20 protein-coding genes are annotated in these 18,552 nt (G+C 63.2%); 11 read left to right on the forward strand and 9 right to left on the reverse strand.

Annotated features, from left to right (window positions below; translation table 11 throughout):
- Positions 1-4: 4 nt before the first annotated feature.
- The 7 genes from ybeY to KF821_10415 form a co-directional block, all read right to left on the reverse strand.
- A complete protein-coding gene (gene ybeY / locus KF821_10385; GenBank protein MBX3006217.1) occupies positions 5-478 on the reverse strand; it encodes an rRNA maturation RNase YbeY in 474 nt (157 codons plus the stop codon).
- The gene (locus tag KF821_10390) at positions 475-2,619 is read right to left on the reverse strand and encodes an HDIG domain-containing protein (GenBank protein MBX3006218.1); all 2,145 of its coding nucleotides are present in this window, start codon (positions 2,617-2,619) and stop codon (positions 475-477) included. Before KF821_10390 ends, ybeY begins: the two co-directional genes overlap by 4 nt.
- Before the next feature lie 16 nt (positions 2,620-2,635).
- Positions 2,636-3,082 (reverse strand): GatB/YqeY domain-containing protein, encoded by a 447-nt coding sequence (locus KF821_10395; GenBank protein MBX3006219.1) that lies wholly within the window; start codon positions 3,080-3,082, stop codon positions 2,636-2,638.
- Between the two features lie 73 nt (positions 3,083-3,155).
- Positions 3,156-3,503: a histidine triad nucleotide-binding protein gene (locus KF821_10400; GenBank protein ID MBX3006220.1), complete on the reverse strand. Its 348-nt coding sequence runs from the start codon at positions 3,501-3,503 to the stop codon at positions 3,156-3,158.
- A 72-nt stretch (positions 3,504-3,575) separates the two neighbouring features.
- Positions 3,576-4,409 (reverse strand): hypothetical protein, encoded by an 834-nt coding sequence (locus KF821_10405; protein ID MBX3006221.1) that lies wholly within the window; start codon positions 4,407-4,409, stop codon positions 3,576-3,578.
- 71 nt (positions 4,410-4,480) lie between these two features.
- Positions 4,481-5,128: a hypothetical protein gene (locus tag KF821_10410; protein MBX3006222.1), complete on the reverse strand. Its 648-nt coding sequence runs from the start codon at positions 5,126-5,128 to the stop codon at positions 4,481-4,483.
- A gap of 64 nt (positions 5,129-5,192) precedes the next feature.
- Positions 5,193-6,263 carry a tetratricopeptide repeat protein gene (locus tag KF821_10415; GenBank protein MBX3006223.1) on the reverse strand — a complete coding sequence of 357 codons (1,071 nt, stop codon included), beginning with the start codon at positions 6,261-6,263 and terminating at the stop codon, positions 5,193-5,195.
- A 152-nt stretch (positions 6,264-6,415) separates the two neighbouring features.
- Here KF821_10415 and KF821_10420 point away from each other — a divergent pair, with 152 nt between their 5' ends.
- The 6 genes from KF821_10420 to KF821_10445 all read left to right on the forward strand — a co-directional run bounded on the left by KF821_10420 (position 6,416) and on the right by KF821_10445 (position 11,126).
- The gene (locus KF821_10420) at positions 6,416-7,627 is read left to right on the forward strand and encodes an acyl-CoA dehydrogenase family protein (GenBank protein ID MBX3006224.1); all 1,212 of its coding nucleotides are present in this window, start codon (positions 6,416-6,418) and stop codon (positions 7,625-7,627) included.
- A 106-nt stretch (positions 7,628-7,733) separates the two neighbouring features.
- Positions 7,734-8,003 carry a GIY-YIG nuclease family protein gene (locus tag KF821_10425; GenBank protein ID MBX3006225.1) on the forward strand — a complete coding sequence of 90 codons (270 nt, stop codon included), beginning with the start codon at positions 7,734-7,736 and terminating at the stop codon, positions 8,001-8,003.
- A gap of 54 nt (positions 8,004-8,057) precedes the next feature.
- The gene (locus tag KF821_10430) at positions 8,058-8,831 is read left to right on the forward strand and encodes an electron transfer flavoprotein subunit beta/FixA family protein (GenBank protein MBX3006226.1); all 774 of its coding nucleotides are present in this window, start codon (positions 8,058-8,060) and stop codon (positions 8,829-8,831) included.
- Complete coding sequence (locus KF821_10435) at positions 8,831-9,862, forward strand: electron transfer flavoprotein subunit alpha/FixB family protein (protein MBX3006227.1); 1,032 nt, start codon at positions 8,831-8,833, stop codon at positions 9,860-9,862. The genes KF821_10430 and KF821_10435 overlap by 1 nt, the downstream gene beginning before the upstream one ends.
- Before the next feature lie 77 nt (positions 9,863-9,939).
- Positions 9,940-10,971, forward strand: coding sequence for an MFS transporter (locus KF821_10440; protein ID MBX3006228.1), 1,032 nt, complete (start codon positions 9,940-9,942; stop codon positions 10,969-10,971).
- Between the two features lie 14 nt (positions 10,972-10,985).
- Entirely contained in the window at positions 10,986-11,126 is a 141-nt protein-coding gene (locus KF821_10445; protein ID MBX3006229.1) for a hypothetical protein, read from the forward strand.
- On the opposite strand, the gene KF821_10450 is transcribed toward KF821_10445, so the two are convergent.
- Positions 11,110-11,511 (reverse strand): hypothetical protein, encoded by a 402-nt coding sequence (locus KF821_10450; GenBank protein ID MBX3006230.1) that lies wholly within the window; start codon positions 11,509-11,511, stop codon positions 11,110-11,112. The two genes, KF821_10445 and KF821_10450, sit on opposite strands and share 17 nt — an antisense overlap.
- A 110-nt stretch (positions 11,512-11,621) precedes the next feature.
- Between KF821_10450 and KF821_10455 the strand changes: the two genes are divergently transcribed.
- The 4 genes from KF821_10455 to KF821_10470 are packed head-to-tail and all read left to right on the forward strand — an operon-like array spanning position 11,622 to position 16,354.
- Positions 11,622-12,395 carry a DUF3662 domain-containing protein gene (locus KF821_10455; GenBank protein MBX3006231.1) on the forward strand — a complete coding sequence of 258 codons (774 nt, stop codon included), beginning with the start codon at positions 11,622-11,624 and terminating at the stop codon, positions 12,393-12,395.
- Positions 12,388-12,855: an FHA domain-containing protein gene (locus KF821_10460; GenBank protein MBX3006232.1), complete on the forward strand. Its 468-nt coding sequence runs from the start codon at positions 12,388-12,390 to the stop codon at positions 12,853-12,855. The genes KF821_10455 and KF821_10460 overlap by 8 nt, the downstream gene beginning before the upstream one ends.
- Entirely contained in the window at positions 12,852-13,715 is an 864-nt protein-coding gene (gene mtnP / locus KF821_10465) for an S-methyl-5'-thioadenosine phosphorylase (protein ID MBX3006233.1), read from the forward strand. The genes KF821_10460 and mtnP overlap by 4 nt, the downstream gene beginning before the upstream one ends.
- On the forward strand, positions 13,712-16,354 hold the full coding sequence (locus tag KF821_10470) for an FtsW/RodA/SpoVE family cell cycle protein (GenBank protein ID MBX3006234.1): 2,643 nt from the start codon (positions 13,712-13,714) through the stop codon (positions 16,352-16,354). The genes mtnP and KF821_10470 overlap by 4 nt, the downstream gene beginning before the upstream one ends.
- A 47-nt stretch (positions 16,355-16,401) precedes the next feature.
- On the opposite strand, the gene KF821_10475 is transcribed toward KF821_10470, so the two are convergent.
- Positions 16,402-17,616, reverse strand: coding sequence for a tyrosine--tRNA ligase (locus KF821_10475; GenBank protein MBX3006235.1), 1,215 nt, complete (start codon positions 17,614-17,616; stop codon positions 16,402-16,404).
- A 202-nt stretch (positions 17,617-17,818) separates the two neighbouring features.
- Between KF821_10475 and KF821_10480 the strand changes: the two genes are divergently transcribed.
- Positions 17,819-18,334, forward strand: a complete 516-nt coding sequence (locus KF821_10480; protein MBX3006236.1) for an HNH endonuclease — start codon at positions 17,819-17,821, stop codon at positions 18,332-18,334.
- Positions 18,335-18,552 lie beyond the last annotated feature (218 nt).

Below are 18,552 nucleotides of genomic sequence, written 5' to 3' on the forward strand. Positions count from 1 at the left end.
TTTTTTATTTGGCTTCCGGCCGGGTTTCCATTTCGGCGGAGCGCATGGGCAAGCGCAAGGCCGCCAGAATGGCGTCTTGCGCAGCCCACATGCGCCGGCGCTGGGCGGCGCTGGCATGGTCATAGCCCAGCAGATGCAGCACGCCGTGCACAGTCAGCAACTGCACCTCGGCCGCCAGGCTGTGTCCGGCGGCGCGGGCCTGGGCGCGGGCACGCGGCACGGAGATGACAATATCTCCCAGATAGGTATCGCCGGCACCGGCCGGGGCTTGCTCCGCACCAAAGGAAAGCACATCCGTGGCGGCATCCACACCGCGGAATTGCTGGTTGAGGCGGCGCACCTGTACATTGCCAGTGAGCGCCACACTGAGCTCAGCCGCCTGGCTGTTTTGCTGCGCCAGTGCCGCCAGGGCGGCTTTGCGCACCGCGGCGCCCAGCTTTAGGGCGCGATAGCGGCTCTCAATATGCAGATGGATCATTGCTTGGGCGGCAGCGATTTGAGGCTGGGCTGGGCGTCGAGGGCGTTGATGGTCTTCTCGTCCAGATCCGGGTAGACCAGGCGCGGATGGTAGACACCGCGCAGCCCGGTAACGAAGGTTTCGGCGATCACTTTGAGGTCATACATGGTCAGCGTGGTGTCATCCAACTGGCCGTTATTCAAGCGGTTGTCGATCACGCTCTTCACCAGCGCCTCCAAGGCCTCCTGGGTCTTGGGGCGCTCGGCACGCGTGCGCGCCTCGCAACCATCGGCCAGCATCACCAGGGCGGTTTCGCGCGATTGCGGCCGCGGCCCGTCGTAGCGAAAATCATCCAGGTTCACCTGGCTTTCGTCGCCACCGGCGGCTTCCACGGCGCACACATACTGGAAGCGCGTCACCAGCGTGCCGTGGTGCTCTTTGATGAAATCGATGATGCGGTTGGGCAGGCGGTGCTTGCGGGCCAGCTCGACCCCGTCAGGCACATGGCGGATGATGTGCGCGGCGCTCTCGGTGGGGCTGAGCTGCTCATGCGGGTTGGGCGCGCCAGTGACCTGGTTCTCGATGAAGTAGTGCGGCTGGCGCGCTTTGCCGGCATCGTGATACAGCGAGCCGATGCGGGTGAGCAAAGCATCTGCGCCGATCGCCTCCGCCGCTTGCTCCGCCAGGTTAGCGATCAGCAAACTATGTTGGTAGGTGCCGGGCGCCTGGCGCATCACCAACTGCAACAAAGGATGGTCAGGCCGTGCCAGCTCCATCAGTTGCACGGTCGTGGTCAGGCCCAGCCACTGGGCCAGGAACAATTGCAGCACAATCGTCAGGCTGGCGGCCAGGAAGCCGTTCAGCGCGGCCGCGCCTAGCAGGGTGAGGATGCCCAAGGCATCGGTGGAGGCCAACGGCAGGCGGTAGGCGATCAGGATCGCGGCACCGGCCACCACCACCGCCGCGCCAGCCCAGAAATAGGCCATGACGCGCTGGGCGCGTTTGAGGAACAGGATGCCAAACAAGCTGCCGAAGAAGTAGAACAGCGTCAGGTCAAAGGCGTTGGGCAGGTTATAGGCTGCCAGTACGCTGAGCACCAGCGAAAAGACCATGGCGGCCTGCGAGCTGTATAAGGTGGCGGCGAGCAAACCGAAACCCGCCACCGGGAACAGATAGGGCAGCACCGTGCGATCCACGATGACAAAACGCGCCACCAGCAGAAAGGCTACAAAAAGTGTGGCCACCAGGGTGAGCTCACGAATTTTATCGAGCAGTTGCGGGCGGAAGCGCAGGAACAGGCCAGCCAGTGCAAACGCGGCCAGCGCCAGCGCGGCGGCGCCTACGTAATTCTGCCAGCCCGTTTCGGGCTGCACGAGGCCAAACTGCTGCAAGGCCTCCAGGTCGGCCTCGTTGATCACCTGGCCACGCGCGACCACGATCTCATTGGTGACGAAGGTGCGCACGGCCGGCGGTACCGCCGCACTGGCTTCATCACGCGCCACCTGGGTCAGCGCCTCGGAGTAGAAGCTATTGGGGGCCACGAAGGCGGCCACGATCTCGGCCACCAGGGTGGCTTGATCCTGTGGCAGCGACAGGCTCACCAGCGCGGGGATGCTGCGGCGCGCTTCATCCAGGCGGCTCTGGCGGATGCTGCTGCGCATGATCTGCTCCAGCACCACGATCGCCTCCTGGCGCACATTCTGCCAGGCGCTATCGTTGAGCAGCAGGATCGCCTGGGCGCTTTCACGCCCCAGGTTGACGTTTTGTAAGGCGGTTAGATCGCCAATTTTTTGTTCGAGGGTAGCGTAGCCATCGGCGCGCACGCTATCGATAAAATCCACCGCGGCACGCAGGTGCTCCAGTTGTTGGCGCGCCACGTTGGCATCCGGGGCGCCGTAGACTGGCGCCACCGCATCGGCCGCCTCGCGCCGGTCGCGCTCGGTGAACACGGCGCTCTGATAATTGAGCGTGCGCGGGGCTACGATGTCCTGGCTGGTGACGTCACCCACCTGGGCGCGCAGGCTGGCCGGCCGGGTGGAGAAGGGCATCACCAGGGCGGCGATCGAGATCAGCAGGCAGACCGCCCACAGGGTCCCCAAGAAAACGCGCCGGCGGGTGGACCAACGCGGTGCCTTGCGCTGGAGTATGGCTTTTTCAGACATTGAACTAGCGATAGAGCTACCCTTGTAATTTGGCCTTCACCAGCGCGCTCACCTGGCTGCCATCGGCGCGGCCTTTGATCTGCGGCTGCACCAGTTTCATCACTTTGCCCATATCCGCCGGGGAGGCGGCGCCACTCTCGGCGATCGCCGCGGCGATGATCGCCTCGATCTCGGCGGGGCTCAGCCCAGCAGGCAGGAACGCTTCGAGGATGCTGGCTTCGGCTTTGGCCGCTGCCACCAGATCGGGGCGGGCCGCCTGTTCGCCTTCGGCTTGCGCCTCATGGCGCGCCTTGAGCTCCTTCTGCAGGATCGAGATCACCGTGGCCTCGTCCAACTCACCGCGTTGGGCCACTTCGGCTTCCTTCACGGCGGCTAGGGCGCCGCGCAGCGTGGTTCTGCGCACGGCGTCATTGGCCTTCATGGCTTCTTTAAGGGCGGCTTCCAATTCAGCTTTTTTGCTCATACGGGTTTAATTATACCTTTCGCACCGCTTGTCGTGGCCGCGCCTAGCCCAGCGGATGCTAGCCCTGCGGATGCTAGCCCAGCGGATGCTGCATGCGGCGGCCGCCCAATAGGTGCAGGTGCACATGGGGCACTTCCTGGCGGCCATCCGCACCCGTGTTGAGTACCAGGCGGTAGCCGCTTTCGGCAATCCCTTCCTGGCGGGCCAGCTCGGGCACCAGGGTGAGCATGCGGCCGGCCGCGGCGGCATGCTCTGGCGCCAGCTCGTTGGCGCTGGCCAGGTGCGCATTGGGAATGATCAGAATATGGGTCGGCGCCAGGGGGTGAATATCGCGGAAAGCGGTCACCAGCTCATCCTGATACACCTGCGTAGCCGGCACTTCACCAGCCACAATTTTGCAAAAGATACAGTCTTCGGCCATTTGCGCCTCCCGCAGGGATAAAAAAAGTGGTGTGCCGTTGGCACACCACTTGATTATACAGAAAGCCGGCGCTCAGGGCTGAATGACAACGAAGTTGTCGAACAGCACGTCTACCCCACCCTGCTCAAAGCTCCCCGCATACAGGCCCACATCGCCTGAGGGCAAAGAGCTATCGAACACCTGAATGAGTTCAACGCCGTTGGCATACAGGGTGATGCTGGAGCCGACGCAATCCAGGCGGATGCGATTGGACTGGTTGCCGGTGCGAATGGCTTCACTGAATTCGCCCGATTCCATGCCGACCAGTTCCCAATCCCCACCATTCAAGCGGCGCCAGATGAAGTAGTAGCCATCGCTGGCGATGGTGGCAATGTAGAAGTTGTCATTATCTACAAAGCGGCACAGCAGGCCAAACTCATTCTCCTGCGGGCCAGCCAGCATGACGGCATCCACCTCGGTGGAGATATCGGCATAGTCACCCGTGGCTGAGTTCGCCCAGACGGCGTAATCGACCTCGTTGACGGTGATGCGGTATTGGCCCTCGTAGTAGCTGGTGCCGCCTTCAGCGAAGGTGTCCACCGGCCAGCCGGTAGACACATCGGAAAAATCATCCTGATAGATCACCGCGCCAGAGGCCTGGCTGCCAAACTGCGCCATCAGGGTCTCGAGCGGGAAGGCCGTGCCGCCGGCCATCATCGTGGCGGCCATGCTCTGGGCATCGTCGCCCAGGCCGCTATCGGCCAGCAAGGTAGCCATCTGCACAAACTCATCCAGCCCGGTGGTGGCCAGGGCCGTGCCGACCACATTGCCTACCAGGTCACCCGCGCTGGGCAACGAGAGCCCGGCGCAAGCCAAGGCCACCAGGCTAAGTACGCCGATGACCGAAAACAATTTAATGCGCTGCATACGTCTCCTTCGTATAAATGCAAAAAGCGGCTGGCCTGAATGTCAGGCCAGCCGCCTGCAAGCGATACCGGCTAAGGCCGGCGAGCCAGGAAGTTGTCGAAAGCGATGTCAATGCCCGGGGTGGCAAAGGTGCCGGCGTACAACCCGACATCTCCTTGAGCAAAGGAGCTATCGGTGACGCTGAGCAACTGGGTGCCATTGGCGTACAGGGTGATCTGCGGGCCGACACAATCCAGGCGCACACGGTTGACCTCTGAACCGAGCTTGATGGCATCCGAGGGCATCATGGCGTCATTGCCGAGGTAGGTGAAATCCCCATCGACGATGGCAATGATGGCATAGAAGCCATCGCTGCTGACGCTGCCGGCGTAGAAGTTGTTATCGTCCTGATAGCGGCAGATGACGCCGAATTCGTTGTCATCCACGCCACCGGCCATCACCGCATCGGTCTCTACGCGCACATCGCCGTAGTCACCGCCGGTGAGCGCCCAGACCGAAGCGTACTCATCATCCACGCGGATGTGATAGGCGCCATCCAGGTAATCGACTTCGCCGCCATCAAAGACGCTGCGCTCCCAGCCACTGCTGGTGCTGGAAAAATCATCCTGGAAAAGCACATTGCTTTCCGTGGCGGCTGGCGCCTGAGCAGCACCACCAAAACTGCAGGCCATGGCGGCCAGCAGCAAAACCCCACATACGAGCCAGATTTGCTTCTTCATAGATCTCCTTCACTTGTTGTAAGCAACCTAGTCAGAATTAACGAAGCCTGGCCTTGCTGCGTTATTAGGGCGTAGTAGCCATCTGGGCTAGCCAGTAGGCGGCCAACTCTGCCCGCGGGCCGGCCGGTTCCAGCGCCAGCACCTGGTTGAGGTGCTGGCGGGCGGCCTCGTAGCGCCGGTCAGCCAACAAAAAGATGCCGAAGTATACATGCGCGGCCACGTTGGCATCATCCAACTCTAAAGCGCGTTGGAAATAGGCTTCGGCCTCGGCCTCGCGCCGCAGCAAAGCCAGGGCGCGGGCGCTGAGCACCAGCGTGTCTGCACTGTCAGGCTGCTCGGCCGCCAGGCGCTCCAGGGTGGGCAGGCCCACCTCCTCCACGAACAGGGCGGATTCGACGCTGTAGGCAGCCACGGCGCGCCACACTGCCGGGTCATGCGGGGCCAGTTCCAGGGCACGTTGCAGGTAGGGCAGCGCGGCGGTGGTGTCGCCGGTCAGCACGGCATTCTCAGCCAGTTGCATTTGCACCATCGGATTCTGGGGATGGTGCAGGGCGGCGATGCGCAAATTCTGCTCGGCGCGCGCATAGTCACCCTGGCGCTGCCAATATAGCGCGAAGAACAGGCGCAGTGCCAGGGAATTCGGGTCAAGCTGCTCGGCCTGCTGCAAAGCGGCCAGGCCATCCTGCCCGTTTTGTTGCAACGCCTCGCCCAGGTAGGCCCAGGCCTCGGCGAAATCCGGGTTGGCGGCCACCGCCGCCAGAAAAGCCTGGCGAGCGGCGGGCCACTCGCCCAGCGCCGCCAGCGCCTGGCCACTGGCGGCCAGCAAATAGGCTGGGTCGCCCCCTCTGCGCCCGTTTTGGATGCCCTGGCGCAGGCTTGCGGCGGCCGCGGCCTCCACTCCCTGTGCCGCGATGACTGAATCAAGCAGCGGCAGCGCATCCAGTGGCTGGCTGGCTGCCAGCGCTAGCGCCTGGCGGTAGAGCGCATCCGCCGCCGGCTGGCTGGCCGCTGTGGCCGGCGTGGGTACGCCGCCCTGGCGCGGCAGCCAGATGCGCAGCCACCAGGTGGGCAACAGAAACACCACCAGCGCCAGCAAGACCAGCAGCACGAGTTTGCGAGGGATACGGCGCAGCATAGGGGAATTATAAGAGTCAGATGGTCTGATGGTCGCTTGGTCTTTGAGTGACTAAGCGACCAATTGACCATCAGACACGCAGAGGGGGTTGCGTATCTAGGTATAATCAAATCCTGCGCTTTTAATCACAAGTTTCCTTTATATGGAGTCACATGGACTTTCAATTAAGTGAAGAGCACCTGATGGTGCAAAAGATGGTGCGCGACTTCGTGCAAAAAGAAGTCAAGCCCACGGTTCAAGAATGGGACCGCAAGCAAGAGATGGCCCCCTTCATCCTGCCACGCATGGCCGAGCTGGGCATCCTGGGCATCAACATCCCGGTGCGCTACGGCGGCCAGGGCATGGATTACATCGCCCTCGGCTTGGTGTGCGAGGAGTTGGAAGCCGGCGACAGCCCGCTGCGCGTGGTGATGTCGGTGCATATGGGCCTCAACAGCATGGCCCTGCTGCAATGGGGCACTGAGGAGCAGAAGCAGAAGTTCCTCACCCCGCAGGCCAAGGGCGAGAAGTACGCCTGCTTTGGCCTCACCGAGCCGGCAGCCGGCTCCGATGTGGCCGGCATGAAGGCCACCGCCCGCCGCGAAGGCGACGAGTATGTGCTCAATGGTGAGAAGATGTGGATCTCGCTGGCCACCAAGGCGCACCACGCCCTGATCGTGGCGCGCACCAACCCGGATGTAGACCCGCATGACGGCCTGAGTGCTTTCATCGTGGAGTTAGACCGCAAGGGCATCACCACCGGCGACATTCACGGCAAGCTGGGCATGCGCGCCGGCTCCACCGGCTACATTGCCATGCAAGACGTGCGCATTCCGGCTGAGAATCGCCTGGGCGAAGAAGGCGAAGGCTTCAAGATCGCCATGTCGTGCCTGGACAATGGGCGCTACACCGTAGCGGCCGGCGCCACGGGCCTGATCCGCGCCAGCCTCGATGCTAGCGTCAACTACTCGCACGAGCGCAAAGCGTTCAACCGCGAGATCGGCCACTTCCAACTGGTGCAGCAAAAGATCGCCTACATGGTGCAGCAATACGAGACTGCCCGCCTGCTGTACCTGCGCGCCGGCTGGATGAAGAACCGCGGCGAGCGCAATACCCGCGAAACCTCGCTGGCCAAGTGGTATGCCACCGATGCTTCGTTCGACGCCGCTTCGGAAGCCATTCAGGTGCACGGCGCCTACGGCTACAGTGACGAATACGATGTAGAGCGTTACCTGCGCAATTCCAAGGGTGGCGTGATCTACGAAGGCACCAGTGAAATTCACCAGCTGATGCAAGCTGGCTACGCGCTGGGCTACCGCAAGGATGCCGAGCTGCGCTGCGAGCTGCCCGCCTACGATGCGGAGTACTGGCAGGCGGAAGGCTAGCGCCGCCAGTCATTGCGAGGAGTATGCCGATGCTGCGCATCGGCAACGGACGAAGCAATCTGTTTTCGGGGCTGGCTAAAAGATGGGTCAACCTTGCGTGTACATCGTGACTAACCTACACAACAAGGTGCTGTACACCGGTGTCACCAATAACCTGCAACGAAGGGTTTTGGAGCACCGCGCAAGGACGCCAGGTAGGTTTACCTCGAAATACAGGATAACAAAGCTGGTTTGGTATGAAGTGACCGAACGGATGCTCGACGCCATTGCAAGAGAGAAGCAAATCAAGGCAGGTTCAAGGCAAAAGAAGATCGATCTGATAGAGGGTGTCAACCCAGAATGGAAAGATCTATACGTGGAGCTTTTTGAAAGTTAAAACCAGATTGCTTCGCTACGCTCGCAATGACGGAGTTCATTAAAGGAGGAAGGTTTGAAGATCGCAGTCTTTGTAAAACAAGTGCCGGATTCTGCCGCCAAGCTTTCGGTGGAAAACGGCACTGTGAATTGGGGCGATGCGCCGCTGGTGATCAACCCCTGGGATGAATACGCGGTGGAAGCCGCACTGCAACTCGCCGAGAAGCACAACGGTGAGGTTGCCGCCATCAGCCTGGGCGCTGAAGACGCCAAAGAGGCGCTCAAGCATGCCCTGGCGATGGGCGCCAACAGCGCCACGCTGATCAGTGACCCGGCGCTGGCAACTGCCGATGCCGCCGCGGCCGCCAAAGTATTCGCCGCCGCCGTGCAGAAGCTGGGCGGCGTGGACCTGGTGATCTTCGGCAAGCAGGCGATCGACTCGGACACCGGGTTGGCCGCGGCGATGACCGCCCGCGTCCTCGGCTGGCCGGTACTCAGCCTGGTGGCCAGCATCGCCGCGCTCGACGCCGGCACCATTAAACTAGAGCGCGCCATCGAAGAAGGCCGCCAGGTGGTGGAAAGCAAGCTGCCCGCCGTGCTCAGCATCGTCAAAGATTTTGCAGAGCCACGCTATCCGTCCTTCATGGGTATCCGCAAAGCGTCCAAGGCTGAGGTTCCGCTGTGGAGCCTGGCCGACCTGGGCCTCAGCGCCCCGGAATCCAAAGTGCGCTGGAGCGAGATCAGCGCCCCGCCCGCTCGCGAGGTGAGCAGCGAGATGGTGACTGGCGCCAGTGCCGACGAGATCGCCGCCAAGCTGGCCGACCTGATCATTGCTGAGGGGGTGCTGTAATGGCCGGCACATGGGTATACGTAGACCATTTCAAAGGCACCGCGCTGCCGGCCTCGTATGAAGCCATCGCCGCGGCCAAAGCCCTGGGCAGCCCGGTAACCGCCCTCATCTTCGGCCAGGGCGTAGACGCCCTGGCGCAAAGCGCCTTCCACTACGGCGCGGATGCCGTGCTGCTGGGCGAAGATGCCAGCCTGGCGGATTACCGCGCCGAAGCCTATGCCAGCCTGCTCAGCAAGCTGGCCAAAGAGCAGCAGCCGGATGCGGTGCTGTTCCCCACCAGCAGCCGCGCCCGCGAGATCGCCGCGATGGTGGCCATCGACCTGGATACCGGTGTGCTGGTGGATGTCACCGAGATCAGCCAAGAGGGCGAAGGCTTCGTGGCCACTCACCCGATCTACGCCGGCAAGCTGCTCAGCAAGGTAACCGTGGCGGCCAAGCCGGCACTGGTTACGCTGCGCGGGCGCGCCTTCGGCAAGCCGGTGGCGGATGCCAGCCGCAGCGGCACGGTCACCAAGGTGGCCGCCGCCGTGGCCGAGGGTGACCTGCAGACCAAGGTGGTGGATTACGCCACCGTGGAAGGCCGCGTCAGCCTGGCCGACGCGGCGGTGATCGTCTCGGGTGGGCGCGGCGTGGCCAACAACCCCGCCCTGACCCCGCCAGCGGAGATCACTGACGAAAAAGAAAAAGAGATCTGGCGCGCCCAGCAGGGCTTCAGCATGATTGGTGAGCTGGCCCAGGCATTGAATGGTGCCGTGGGCGCCAGCCGCGCCGCGGTGGATGCCGGCTACATTCCGTATGCCAACCAGGTCGGCCAGACCGGCAAAGTCGTCTCGCCCGATCTGTACATTGCGCTGGGCATCTCTGGCGCCATCCAGCATCTGGCGGGTATGCGCACCAGCAAAGTGATCGTCGCGGTAAACAAAGACCCCGACGCGCCGATCTTCAAGCTGGCACGTTTCGGCGTGGTGGGCGATCTGTACGAGATCGTACCGGCACTGACCAAAGCCTTCAAAGAACGACTGAGCAAGTAAAACCCACCCTGGAGATAGAAAAAGCACGCGCACGCGTGCTTTTTCTTATCTCCAGGGTTGTTAGCATGGTGAGCACTGTGAGCAAACAACCGCTGTGGATCGGCTATCTGGCCTTCGCCGCCTTTGGCGCCTATGAGGGTTTGATCGGCGTCGCCTGGCCCTCAATGCGCGCAACGTTTGCCCTCTCGCTGGATGCCATCGGCGGCTTGTTTCTGGTGGGCCTGGTGGGCTTCGTGCTACTGAGCTTCAGCAGCGGCTGGATCATCCGGCGGAGTTCCTTGTATGCGCTGTTGCTGGCGAGCAGCCTGGCACGCAGCAGCGGGCTGCTGCTGATGGCGCTGGCGCCGCGCTGGGAGGGCGTGCTAGTAGGCGGCTTCCTGGCCTCGATGGGCGCCGGGGGCATTGACCCCACGGTGAATGGCCATGTAACCAGCTACCACTCCGCCCGCCAACTCAATTGGCTGCACGCCAGCTTTGGCGTGGGCGCTACGCTCGGCCCGTTCCTGGTGGCGGCGTTGTTGGCCAACCAGCTCTCGTGGCGTTGGACCTTTGGCCTGTTGGCGGCGGTGCAGGCGCTCTCCATATGGCTCATCTGGCGCAGCGCACCCGCCTGGCGCGTGGCGGCGGCCGCCCCGGCCGCAGGCAGCGCCCCGGCGGGCAGTTTGTGGGCCATGCTGCGCCTACCGGTGGTGTGGCTCAGCGTACTGATCTTCTTTGTATACACCGGGGTTGAGGTCAGCACCGGGCAATGGAGCTACAGCCTGCTGACCCTGGGGCGCGGCATTGACCCCATCGTCGCCAGCACCTGGGTCTCCTTGTATTGGGGCAGCTTCACTCTGGGGCGCATTGTGTTTGGGTTCATTGTGGAGCGCATCAACGTACAGCGTTTTCTGCGCGCCGCGTTGGCGGCTGCCAGCCTCGGCGCCGGTTTGCTGTGGCTCAACCCCGCCGCCTGGCTGGGCCTGCTGGGCCTGGCGCTCACCGGCTTGGCCTTGGCGCCCGTGTTCCCGGTACTGATCGCCACCACGCCGCAACGCGTCAGCGCGGGCCAGGTGCCAACACGCTCGGCTTTCAGATCGCCGCCGCCGGCCTGGGTGGCTCCCTACTGAGCAGCCTGACCGGCGTGCTGGCCGATTCCGTCAGCCTCGAGAGCATCGCCGCATTCATTTTTGCATTGCTGCTGGCGATGCTGGTGATCTATGAAACTTTGCAATGGCTGACGCACAAACCGCGCCTGCGCGGTCACGTTAGCCGGGATAGTTAAAGCTACCCACCAGTTCGCCGTTGAGCCACACTTCATAACTACCATCTTGCAGGCCCTCCAAGGGAATGCTGATGGTCTCATCAAAGGGTTGCAGCACCTGCACACAACGCGCCAGCGGGTCCACGGTGGTGTACAGGCTGACATGAATCTGGCCCTGGGCATTGGCGGGCGCGATTTCGTAGTGCCATAAGTGACACGGCGTGGGCAGGTTACCCTGTAGCACGAGCTGAAGCTGAATGGGAAAGCTTTCCAAAACCAGCAGCTGCGCCGAGTCAATGTAGATCGGCCCCTGCGCGTTATCTGGAGGTACCTCAGTAGCAGGTGAGGCACCGCAGGCACTCACTACAGCGGCCAGAAGCACAAGAAGAAAGATTCGAGTTTTCATGCTCACACAACGCCTCCTGTACAGACGATGTTCCCACACGGATATTAAGGCTGATTAAACCATGCGCCAGCCAACAGCGTAGTGGGCCTGAAAACGATACAATGCCTGACATGAGCCAGTTGAACCGATTGGAAGCACGCTTGCAACGTCTGATCGAAGATGGCACGGCGCGTTTATTCGCCTCGCAAGACACCAAGGCCATCCTGGCGGCGCAATTGATCGAAGCGATGCAGGCGCAGGTGCAGTTTGCCGGCGCCGACAGCCTGCGCGCCCCTGGCACCTATACGATCCTGGCGGCCAGCGAGCACGCCAGCAGCCTGCGCGCCAACGCTGGCCTGCTGGACGAGCTGCGCCAGGCGCTGCAGCACGCCGCGGCCGCCGCTAGCATCCAACTGCCCGGCGAGCTGGTGCTGCACGTGGCGCCGGACGAAGCGCTGAGCGAAGGCGAATTCCGCGTGCGCGCCAGCGGGGTGGGCGAAAGCCTGAGCACCACGCAGAGCCTGCGCGCCATCGATACCCCGCAGGACGAACGCATCCCGGCCGGAGCGTTTCTCATCGTGGCCGGCGCCGAGATCTTTCCGCTCACCCAGCCGATCCTCAACATTGGCCGCAAGAGCGATAACCACTTGGTCATCGAAAACCCACAAATTTCGCGCCGGCATGCGCAGCTGCGTGCGATTGACGGGCACTATCACTTCTTTGACCTGGGCTCGACGGGTGGTTCTTTCATCAACGGCGCGGAGGCCAAACGTGCCGTGCTGCTGGCCGGAGATGTGATCCAACTGGCCGGGGTAGTGCCGCTGATCTATGGGCAGGACACCGGCAGCCAGCCGCAGGAGACCCAGGAAATCCACACCCATGCCCAGCGATTGACGCATGGCTGAGCTGCCCGCCTACCTGCTGCTCATCGTGCGCGCCTTGATGGCGCTGGCTCTGTATGGCTTTTTGGCCTGGTGCTTCCTCACCTTGTGGCGCGAGCTTAAGCAGCAAGCCGATAGCCTGGCCCGCCAGCGCGTGCCCGCCCTGCTGATCACCCCGGAGCCGGGCGGCGAGCAGATCCGCTTCGCCACGCCCGAAGTCACCATTGGGCGCCACCCCAGTTGCGAGTGGGTGCTGAACGACGACACGGTTTCCTCGCGCCATGCCCGCCTGGTCTTTCACCACGATCATTGGTGGCTTGAAGATCTGGGCTCACGCAATGGCACCTTTTTAAACGGCGACAGTTTGCGGGCGCCCGTGGTGCTCACCAATCAAGACCGCATTCGCTGCGGGCAGGTGGGCTTTGCCCTGCAGATCGACGCCCTGCCCCAACCCACCCCATCCCAAGCACAGGAATTGCCATGAGCGAAACCGCTACCCTTGCCATCATTGGCGGCTCCGGCCTGTATGACATGCCAGGTCTAGAAGACAAACAGGAGCACAGGCTCACCACACCGTTCGGGGAACCGAGCGCGCCGATCATCGTCGGCCGCCTGGCCGGCCAGCGCGTGGCCTTTCTGGCGCGCCACGGGCTCACCCACACCATCTCGCCCACCCATGTGAACTACCGCGCCAACATCTATGCGCTCAAAGCCCTGGGCGTGCGCTGGGTGGTGGCGGTGAGCGCATGCGGCTCGCTGCGTGCCGATTTTGAGCCCGGGCATATTGTGGTGCCCAGTGAACTGTTTGACTTCACCCGCCGCCGGGTGAGCTCCTTTTTTGATGAGCCCGGCCTGGTGGCGCATGTCGGCGTGGCGGAGCCGTTCTGCGCCAGCCTGAGTGCCCAGGTCTACGCGGCCTGCCAGGCCGCCGGCGCCACTGCCCACCTCGGCGGCGACTACATTACAGTGGAGGGGCCGCGCTTCTCCACCCGCGCCGAATCGAACATCTTCCGCTCGTGGGGCCTCTCGATCATCGGCATGACCACCAGCCCCGAGGCCTTTCTGGCGCGCGAGGCCGAGCTGTGCTACGCCGTCATGGCTCACGTCACCGATTACGACGTATGGCATGATGAGCCGGTGAGCGTGGATATGGTGGTGCGCACCCTGCAGCAAAATACGCATGTGGCCCAGGCGGCCATTCGCAAACTGGTTGAAAGCCTGCAGGCCCCTGAGTGCACCTGTGAAAATGCCCTGGCGGATGCGCTGATCACCCAGAAAGCCAACATTGATCCCGCCGTGCGCCAGAAACTCGGCATCCTGGTAGACAAGTACCTCAGTAAATGAAAGCGCCCGCCGGTTTGCGGCGCCTGCTGCCCGCCAGCGTGTCCGCCAGCCTGCTGCGGCTGGCGGCCGTGTTCATGGCGCTGTACGGCGTGGCGCTCACTCTCTCGCCTGCGGTGCGCCAGCGCAGTTGGCTGCCGCTGGGTGCGCTGCGCTGGGGCCATTGGCTCGGCATCCTGGTGTGGCTGCTGGCGATGCTGTGGCTCGACCGGCGCATGCGCCAGGCGCTGCCCAACCGCGATCCGTTTCTGATCCCGGTGGCCGGCTTGCTCAGCGGCTGGGGCTTGCTCACCATCTGGCGCCTCACCGGCACCTTTGGCCTGCGCCAGACCGCCTGGCTGGCGCTGAGCGCGGCGCTGTGCGTGCTGGCATTGCGCCAGCGCCAGCGCATTCTGCCCACCTTGCGGCGCTACAAATACCTCTGGCTGCTGGCCGGCCTGTTGATCACCGCCCTGACGTTTCTATTTGGCATCAACCCATCCGGCATTGGCCCCGATCTGTGGCTGGGCTGCTGCGGTATGTACTTCCAGCCTTCCGAACTGCTGAAATTGCTGTTGATCATTTACCTGGCGGCCTATTTGGCCGATCGCCAGCCGCTGATGAGCGGGCTGGTGCCATTACTGGCGCCCACCGCAGTGATGACCGGCGCGGTATTGCTGTTATTGATGGTGCAACGCGATCTAGGCACCGCCTGGGTCTTCATTTTTGTGTACACCTTGCTGATCTACAGCGCCGCCGGTAAGCGCCGCGTGCTGCTGGCCAGCCTGCTGGTGCTGCTGGTAGCCATGCTGGCGGGCTACGAGTTGGTGAGCCTGGTGCACGCGCGCATCGATAGCTGGCTGAACCCCTGGCTCGATCCGAGCAATCGCTCGTATCAAATCGTGCAAGCCCTGATGGCAATCGCCGCTGGCGGCTTGTTCGGGCGCGGGCCGGGCATGGGCAGCCCCGGTTTTGTGCCGGTGGCGCATAGTGACTTTATCTACACCTCGATCGTGGAAGAAAGCGGCCTGCTGGGGGCGATCGCCCTACTGACCCTGATCGCCTTTCTGGTGCTGCGCGCCCTGCGCATCTCATTGCAGGCGCGGGATGCCTATCAGCGGTACCTGGCGATTGGCTTGGCCGCTTACCTGGCCAGCCAGAGCCTGTTGATCATCGGCGGCAACATTCGTATGCTGCCGCTTACTGGGGTAACTTTGCCGTTTGTCTCTTACGGCGGCTCCTCGTTGCTGGTTTCGTTTATCGCGCTGCTGCTGCTCAGCCTGGTCAGCCACGAGGGCATGCACCGCGCCGCGCCGATGTTGAACAGCCGGCCCACACTGTTGCTGGCCGGCCTGTTGCTGGGCGCGTTCGCGCTGGCGGCGCTGATCACCGGATGGTGGGGCGTGGTGCGCGGGCCGGATCTGCTGACGCGCAGCGATAACGCCCGCCGCGGCCAGACCGATCGCCTGGTGTGGCGCGGCGCCCTGCTCGACCGTGACCTGCTGCCGCTGGCGCGCACCAGCGGCAGCGCCGGGCAATACCAGCGCGCCTACCCGTATGCCGAGCTGAGCAACGTGCTGGGCTATTCACACGCGCAATTCGGCCAATCTGGCCTGGAGGATGGGCTCGACCCGATTCTGCGTGGTGAGGAGCGCCAGCCTGCCTGGGCGCTGTGGTGGAGCCATATTCTGTATGGGCAACCCGCGCCGGGTCTGGATGTGCAGCTCAGCCTGGACACCGAGCTAACCCGGCGCGCCGCGGATGCACTGGCCGGGCAACGCGGCGCACTGGTGCTGCTGGATGCCCAATCGGGCGAGGTGCTGGCGTTGGCCTCGCAGCCCGGCTTTGATGCCGCCCTGCTCAGCCAGGAATGGCAATCCGTACTTAGCGATCCCGACGCGCCGTTGATGAACCGCGCCGTGCAGGGCAGCTACCCGGCCGGGGGCGCCATCGGCCCGTGGCTGCTGGCGGCCGCCCGCAGCCAGGGCAGCGTGCCGGCGGCAAATGCCGCCAGCACAGGCGAGTACACCCTGGCCGGCCGTAGCCTGCACTGCAGCTACACTCCCACGGATACGCAAGATTGGGATGCGCTCGTGCAAGCTGGCTGCCCGGCGGCGTTGGCGCAACTGGGGCTGGCACTGGGCGAGCAGGAGCTACTGAGCCTGTTCACGAACCTGGGCCTATACCGCAACCCCAGCGTGCCATTGAGCCAGCCGGCGCGCAGCGCGCCCAACCGCCTGCCGCGCCCGGGCGACGTGGCCACCGGGCAGGCCGAGCTGTTGGTGAGCCCGTTGCAAATGGCGCTGGTGGCGGCTTCGTTGAGCAACGGCGGCGAAGTGCCCGCCGCCCAGTTGGCGCTGGCGGTCAAGGATGCCCGGGGGGCTTGGCAGCCTTACGCCGAAGACGCTGACCCGTCGCGCGTGCTCGACAGCATCGCCGCCTATAGCCAGGCGCTCAAACTGGCCGCCGCGGATGCGCTGATATGGGAGCACCGCGCCTACGGCTACGACCGCGAAGGCGAGCGCTACGCCTGGTATCTGGCCGGCACGTTGAGCAGCACCGCCCAGCGCCCACTCAGCCTGGTTGTGCTGCTGGAGGATGGTGGCACGGCGCGGGCCGCCGCCATCGGCCGGCAGCTACTTCAGGCAGCCCTGGCCGAGTAAAGCCACACAAAAAGCCCCCTGCTCGGCAGGGGGCTTTTATTCTAGTACTAGAATTCTATGCGTACGAAACGCCGCTTGCCTACCTGCAGCACGCCGGCGGCAGGCAGCGCCGCCGCCGGGTCACTGAGGGCTTCGCCATCCAGGCGCACGCCCTTCTGCTCGATGAGGCGGCGGCCCTCGCTCTTGCTGGCGACGAGGCCAGCCGCGATCAAGACGTCAATAAGCGGCTGCTCTTTGCCAGCGGTGAAGCTTTCCATCTCCGTTGGTACATTGCCCTGCTGGAACACGCGGTCAAAGTTGACGCGTGCCTCGGCTGCCGCAGCCGGGCCATAGAAGATCTCGGTGATCTCGGCGGCCAGTTGTGCCTTGGCTTCACGCGGGTGCAGGCGGCCATCGGCCAGTTGCGCCTCGCGCTCGGCGATCTGCGGCGCGGTCCAGCGGCTCACCAGGCGCATAAAGCTGCCCATCGCCTTATCGGGCAGGCTCATCACCTTGCCGAACATGTCATTGGCATCTGTATTGAGCGGGATGTGGTTGCCGAGCGATTTGCTCATCTTGACCTCGCCATCGGTACCCGGCAGGATGCCCATGATGATGCCGATGTTGGGCTTGGCGCCCAGGGCGCCCATCAGCTTGCGCCCGGCGGTGAGGATATTGAAAAGCTGGTCCGTGCCGCCCACCTGCACATCGGCTTGCAGCGCGTAGGCATCGTAGCCTTGCATGATGGGATAGAAGGTCTCATGCAGATAGATCGGATCGCCCTTTTCCCAACGCAGGTGGAAGTTCTCACGCGTGATGAATTGCTGCAGCGTGAAGTTGGCCCCCAGCTTGATCAGATCGGCAAAGGTGAGCTTGGAGAGCCATTCGGCATTGTGGCGCACTTCGGTCTTCTCTTTGTCGAGCACGCGAAAGGCCTGCTCGGCGTAGGTGCGCGCGTTCTCCTCCACCTGTTCGGCGGTGAGCTGCGGGCGCAACTGATCCTTGTCCGAGGGGTCACCGATCAGCGAGGTGAAAGTGCCGATCAGGAAGACCACCTGGTGGCCCAGCTCCTGAAACTGGCGCAGCTTGCGCATCGGGATAGTGTGGCCGAGGTGCAGATCAGTGGTGCGCGGGTCAAACCCGCAATAGACGCGCAGCGGGCGGCCGCTGGCGGCGGCCTCCTCCAGGCGCTGGCGCAGTTCATTCTCCATCGCCTTGGCCAGATTGGTATCACCGTATTCGGTGCCCTGCATCAGGGTAGCAACTTGCTCTTCGATATTCATCACAGCTCCATTAAACAAAGACGCCCTCGCTGGCGAGGGCGCGCAGGCTTGCCCGTCACCAGCTCAACGAGACGGGGCATACGCATAGGGGGCGAAACCTGCGTGCATAGCGGCATTATATAACATTCGCGCTGGGCAGCGCTGCGCAATCCGCCAAGCGATGCCCATAATGCTATAATGCCGAGGTTGCACCTTTACGACCATGCAACCAAGCTTAAAGGAACTCGTCCTCGTTCTCAACACCAACTACGAACCGATCAACGTTTGCACGATGCGCCGCGCCATGGGCCTGATCTTTGCTGACAAGGCCTCCATGCTGCAAAACGGCCGCGGCGAGATCCACACGGCCCGTAAGGTGTACCCGGCGCCCTCCGTGATCCGGCTGGAGCGTATGGTGCGCCGCCCCCGCCCCAAAGTCAAGCTGAATAAGCAAGAAATCTTCCGCAGGGATGGCTACACCTGCCAGTATTGCGGCCGCAAAGATGTGGAGCTGACGCTAGATCACATCCTGCCGCGCCGCCTGGGCGGCCGCCACAGTTGGGACAACTTGATCACGGCCTGCCGCGCCTGCAATCACCACAAGGGCGGCCGGGTGCTGGTGGAGGCGGGCATGCAGCTGCTCAGCCAGCCGCATGCGCCGGCGGCTTCGGCGCAGTACATCTTTGGCCGCTACCTGGCCGAGAACCGCGATTGGGATAGCTTTATCAAGGGCTGGTAATCTGCGCAGCACATTACCAGTAGCTGATCTAGTTGACTTGCTGCGCACACTCTGGAGAACCTACTCGGCTAACGCCGAGTAACGCTTCTCCGCACGCATAGTACAAGCACAGGCGTAGGTTGTGCGACTTGTAGGCCTCAGGCAGCAAGAAAGCCGTCAGTAGCACGAGGGCAAGTAGCTTCATCTAGGTGTCCCAGGTGATTGTATGTTGGATGCGT

The organism is Anaerolineales bacterium (genome assembly GCA_019637755.1).
Classification (GTDB): Bacteria; Chloroflexota; Anaerolineae; order Anaerolineales; family UBA11579; genus JAMCZK01.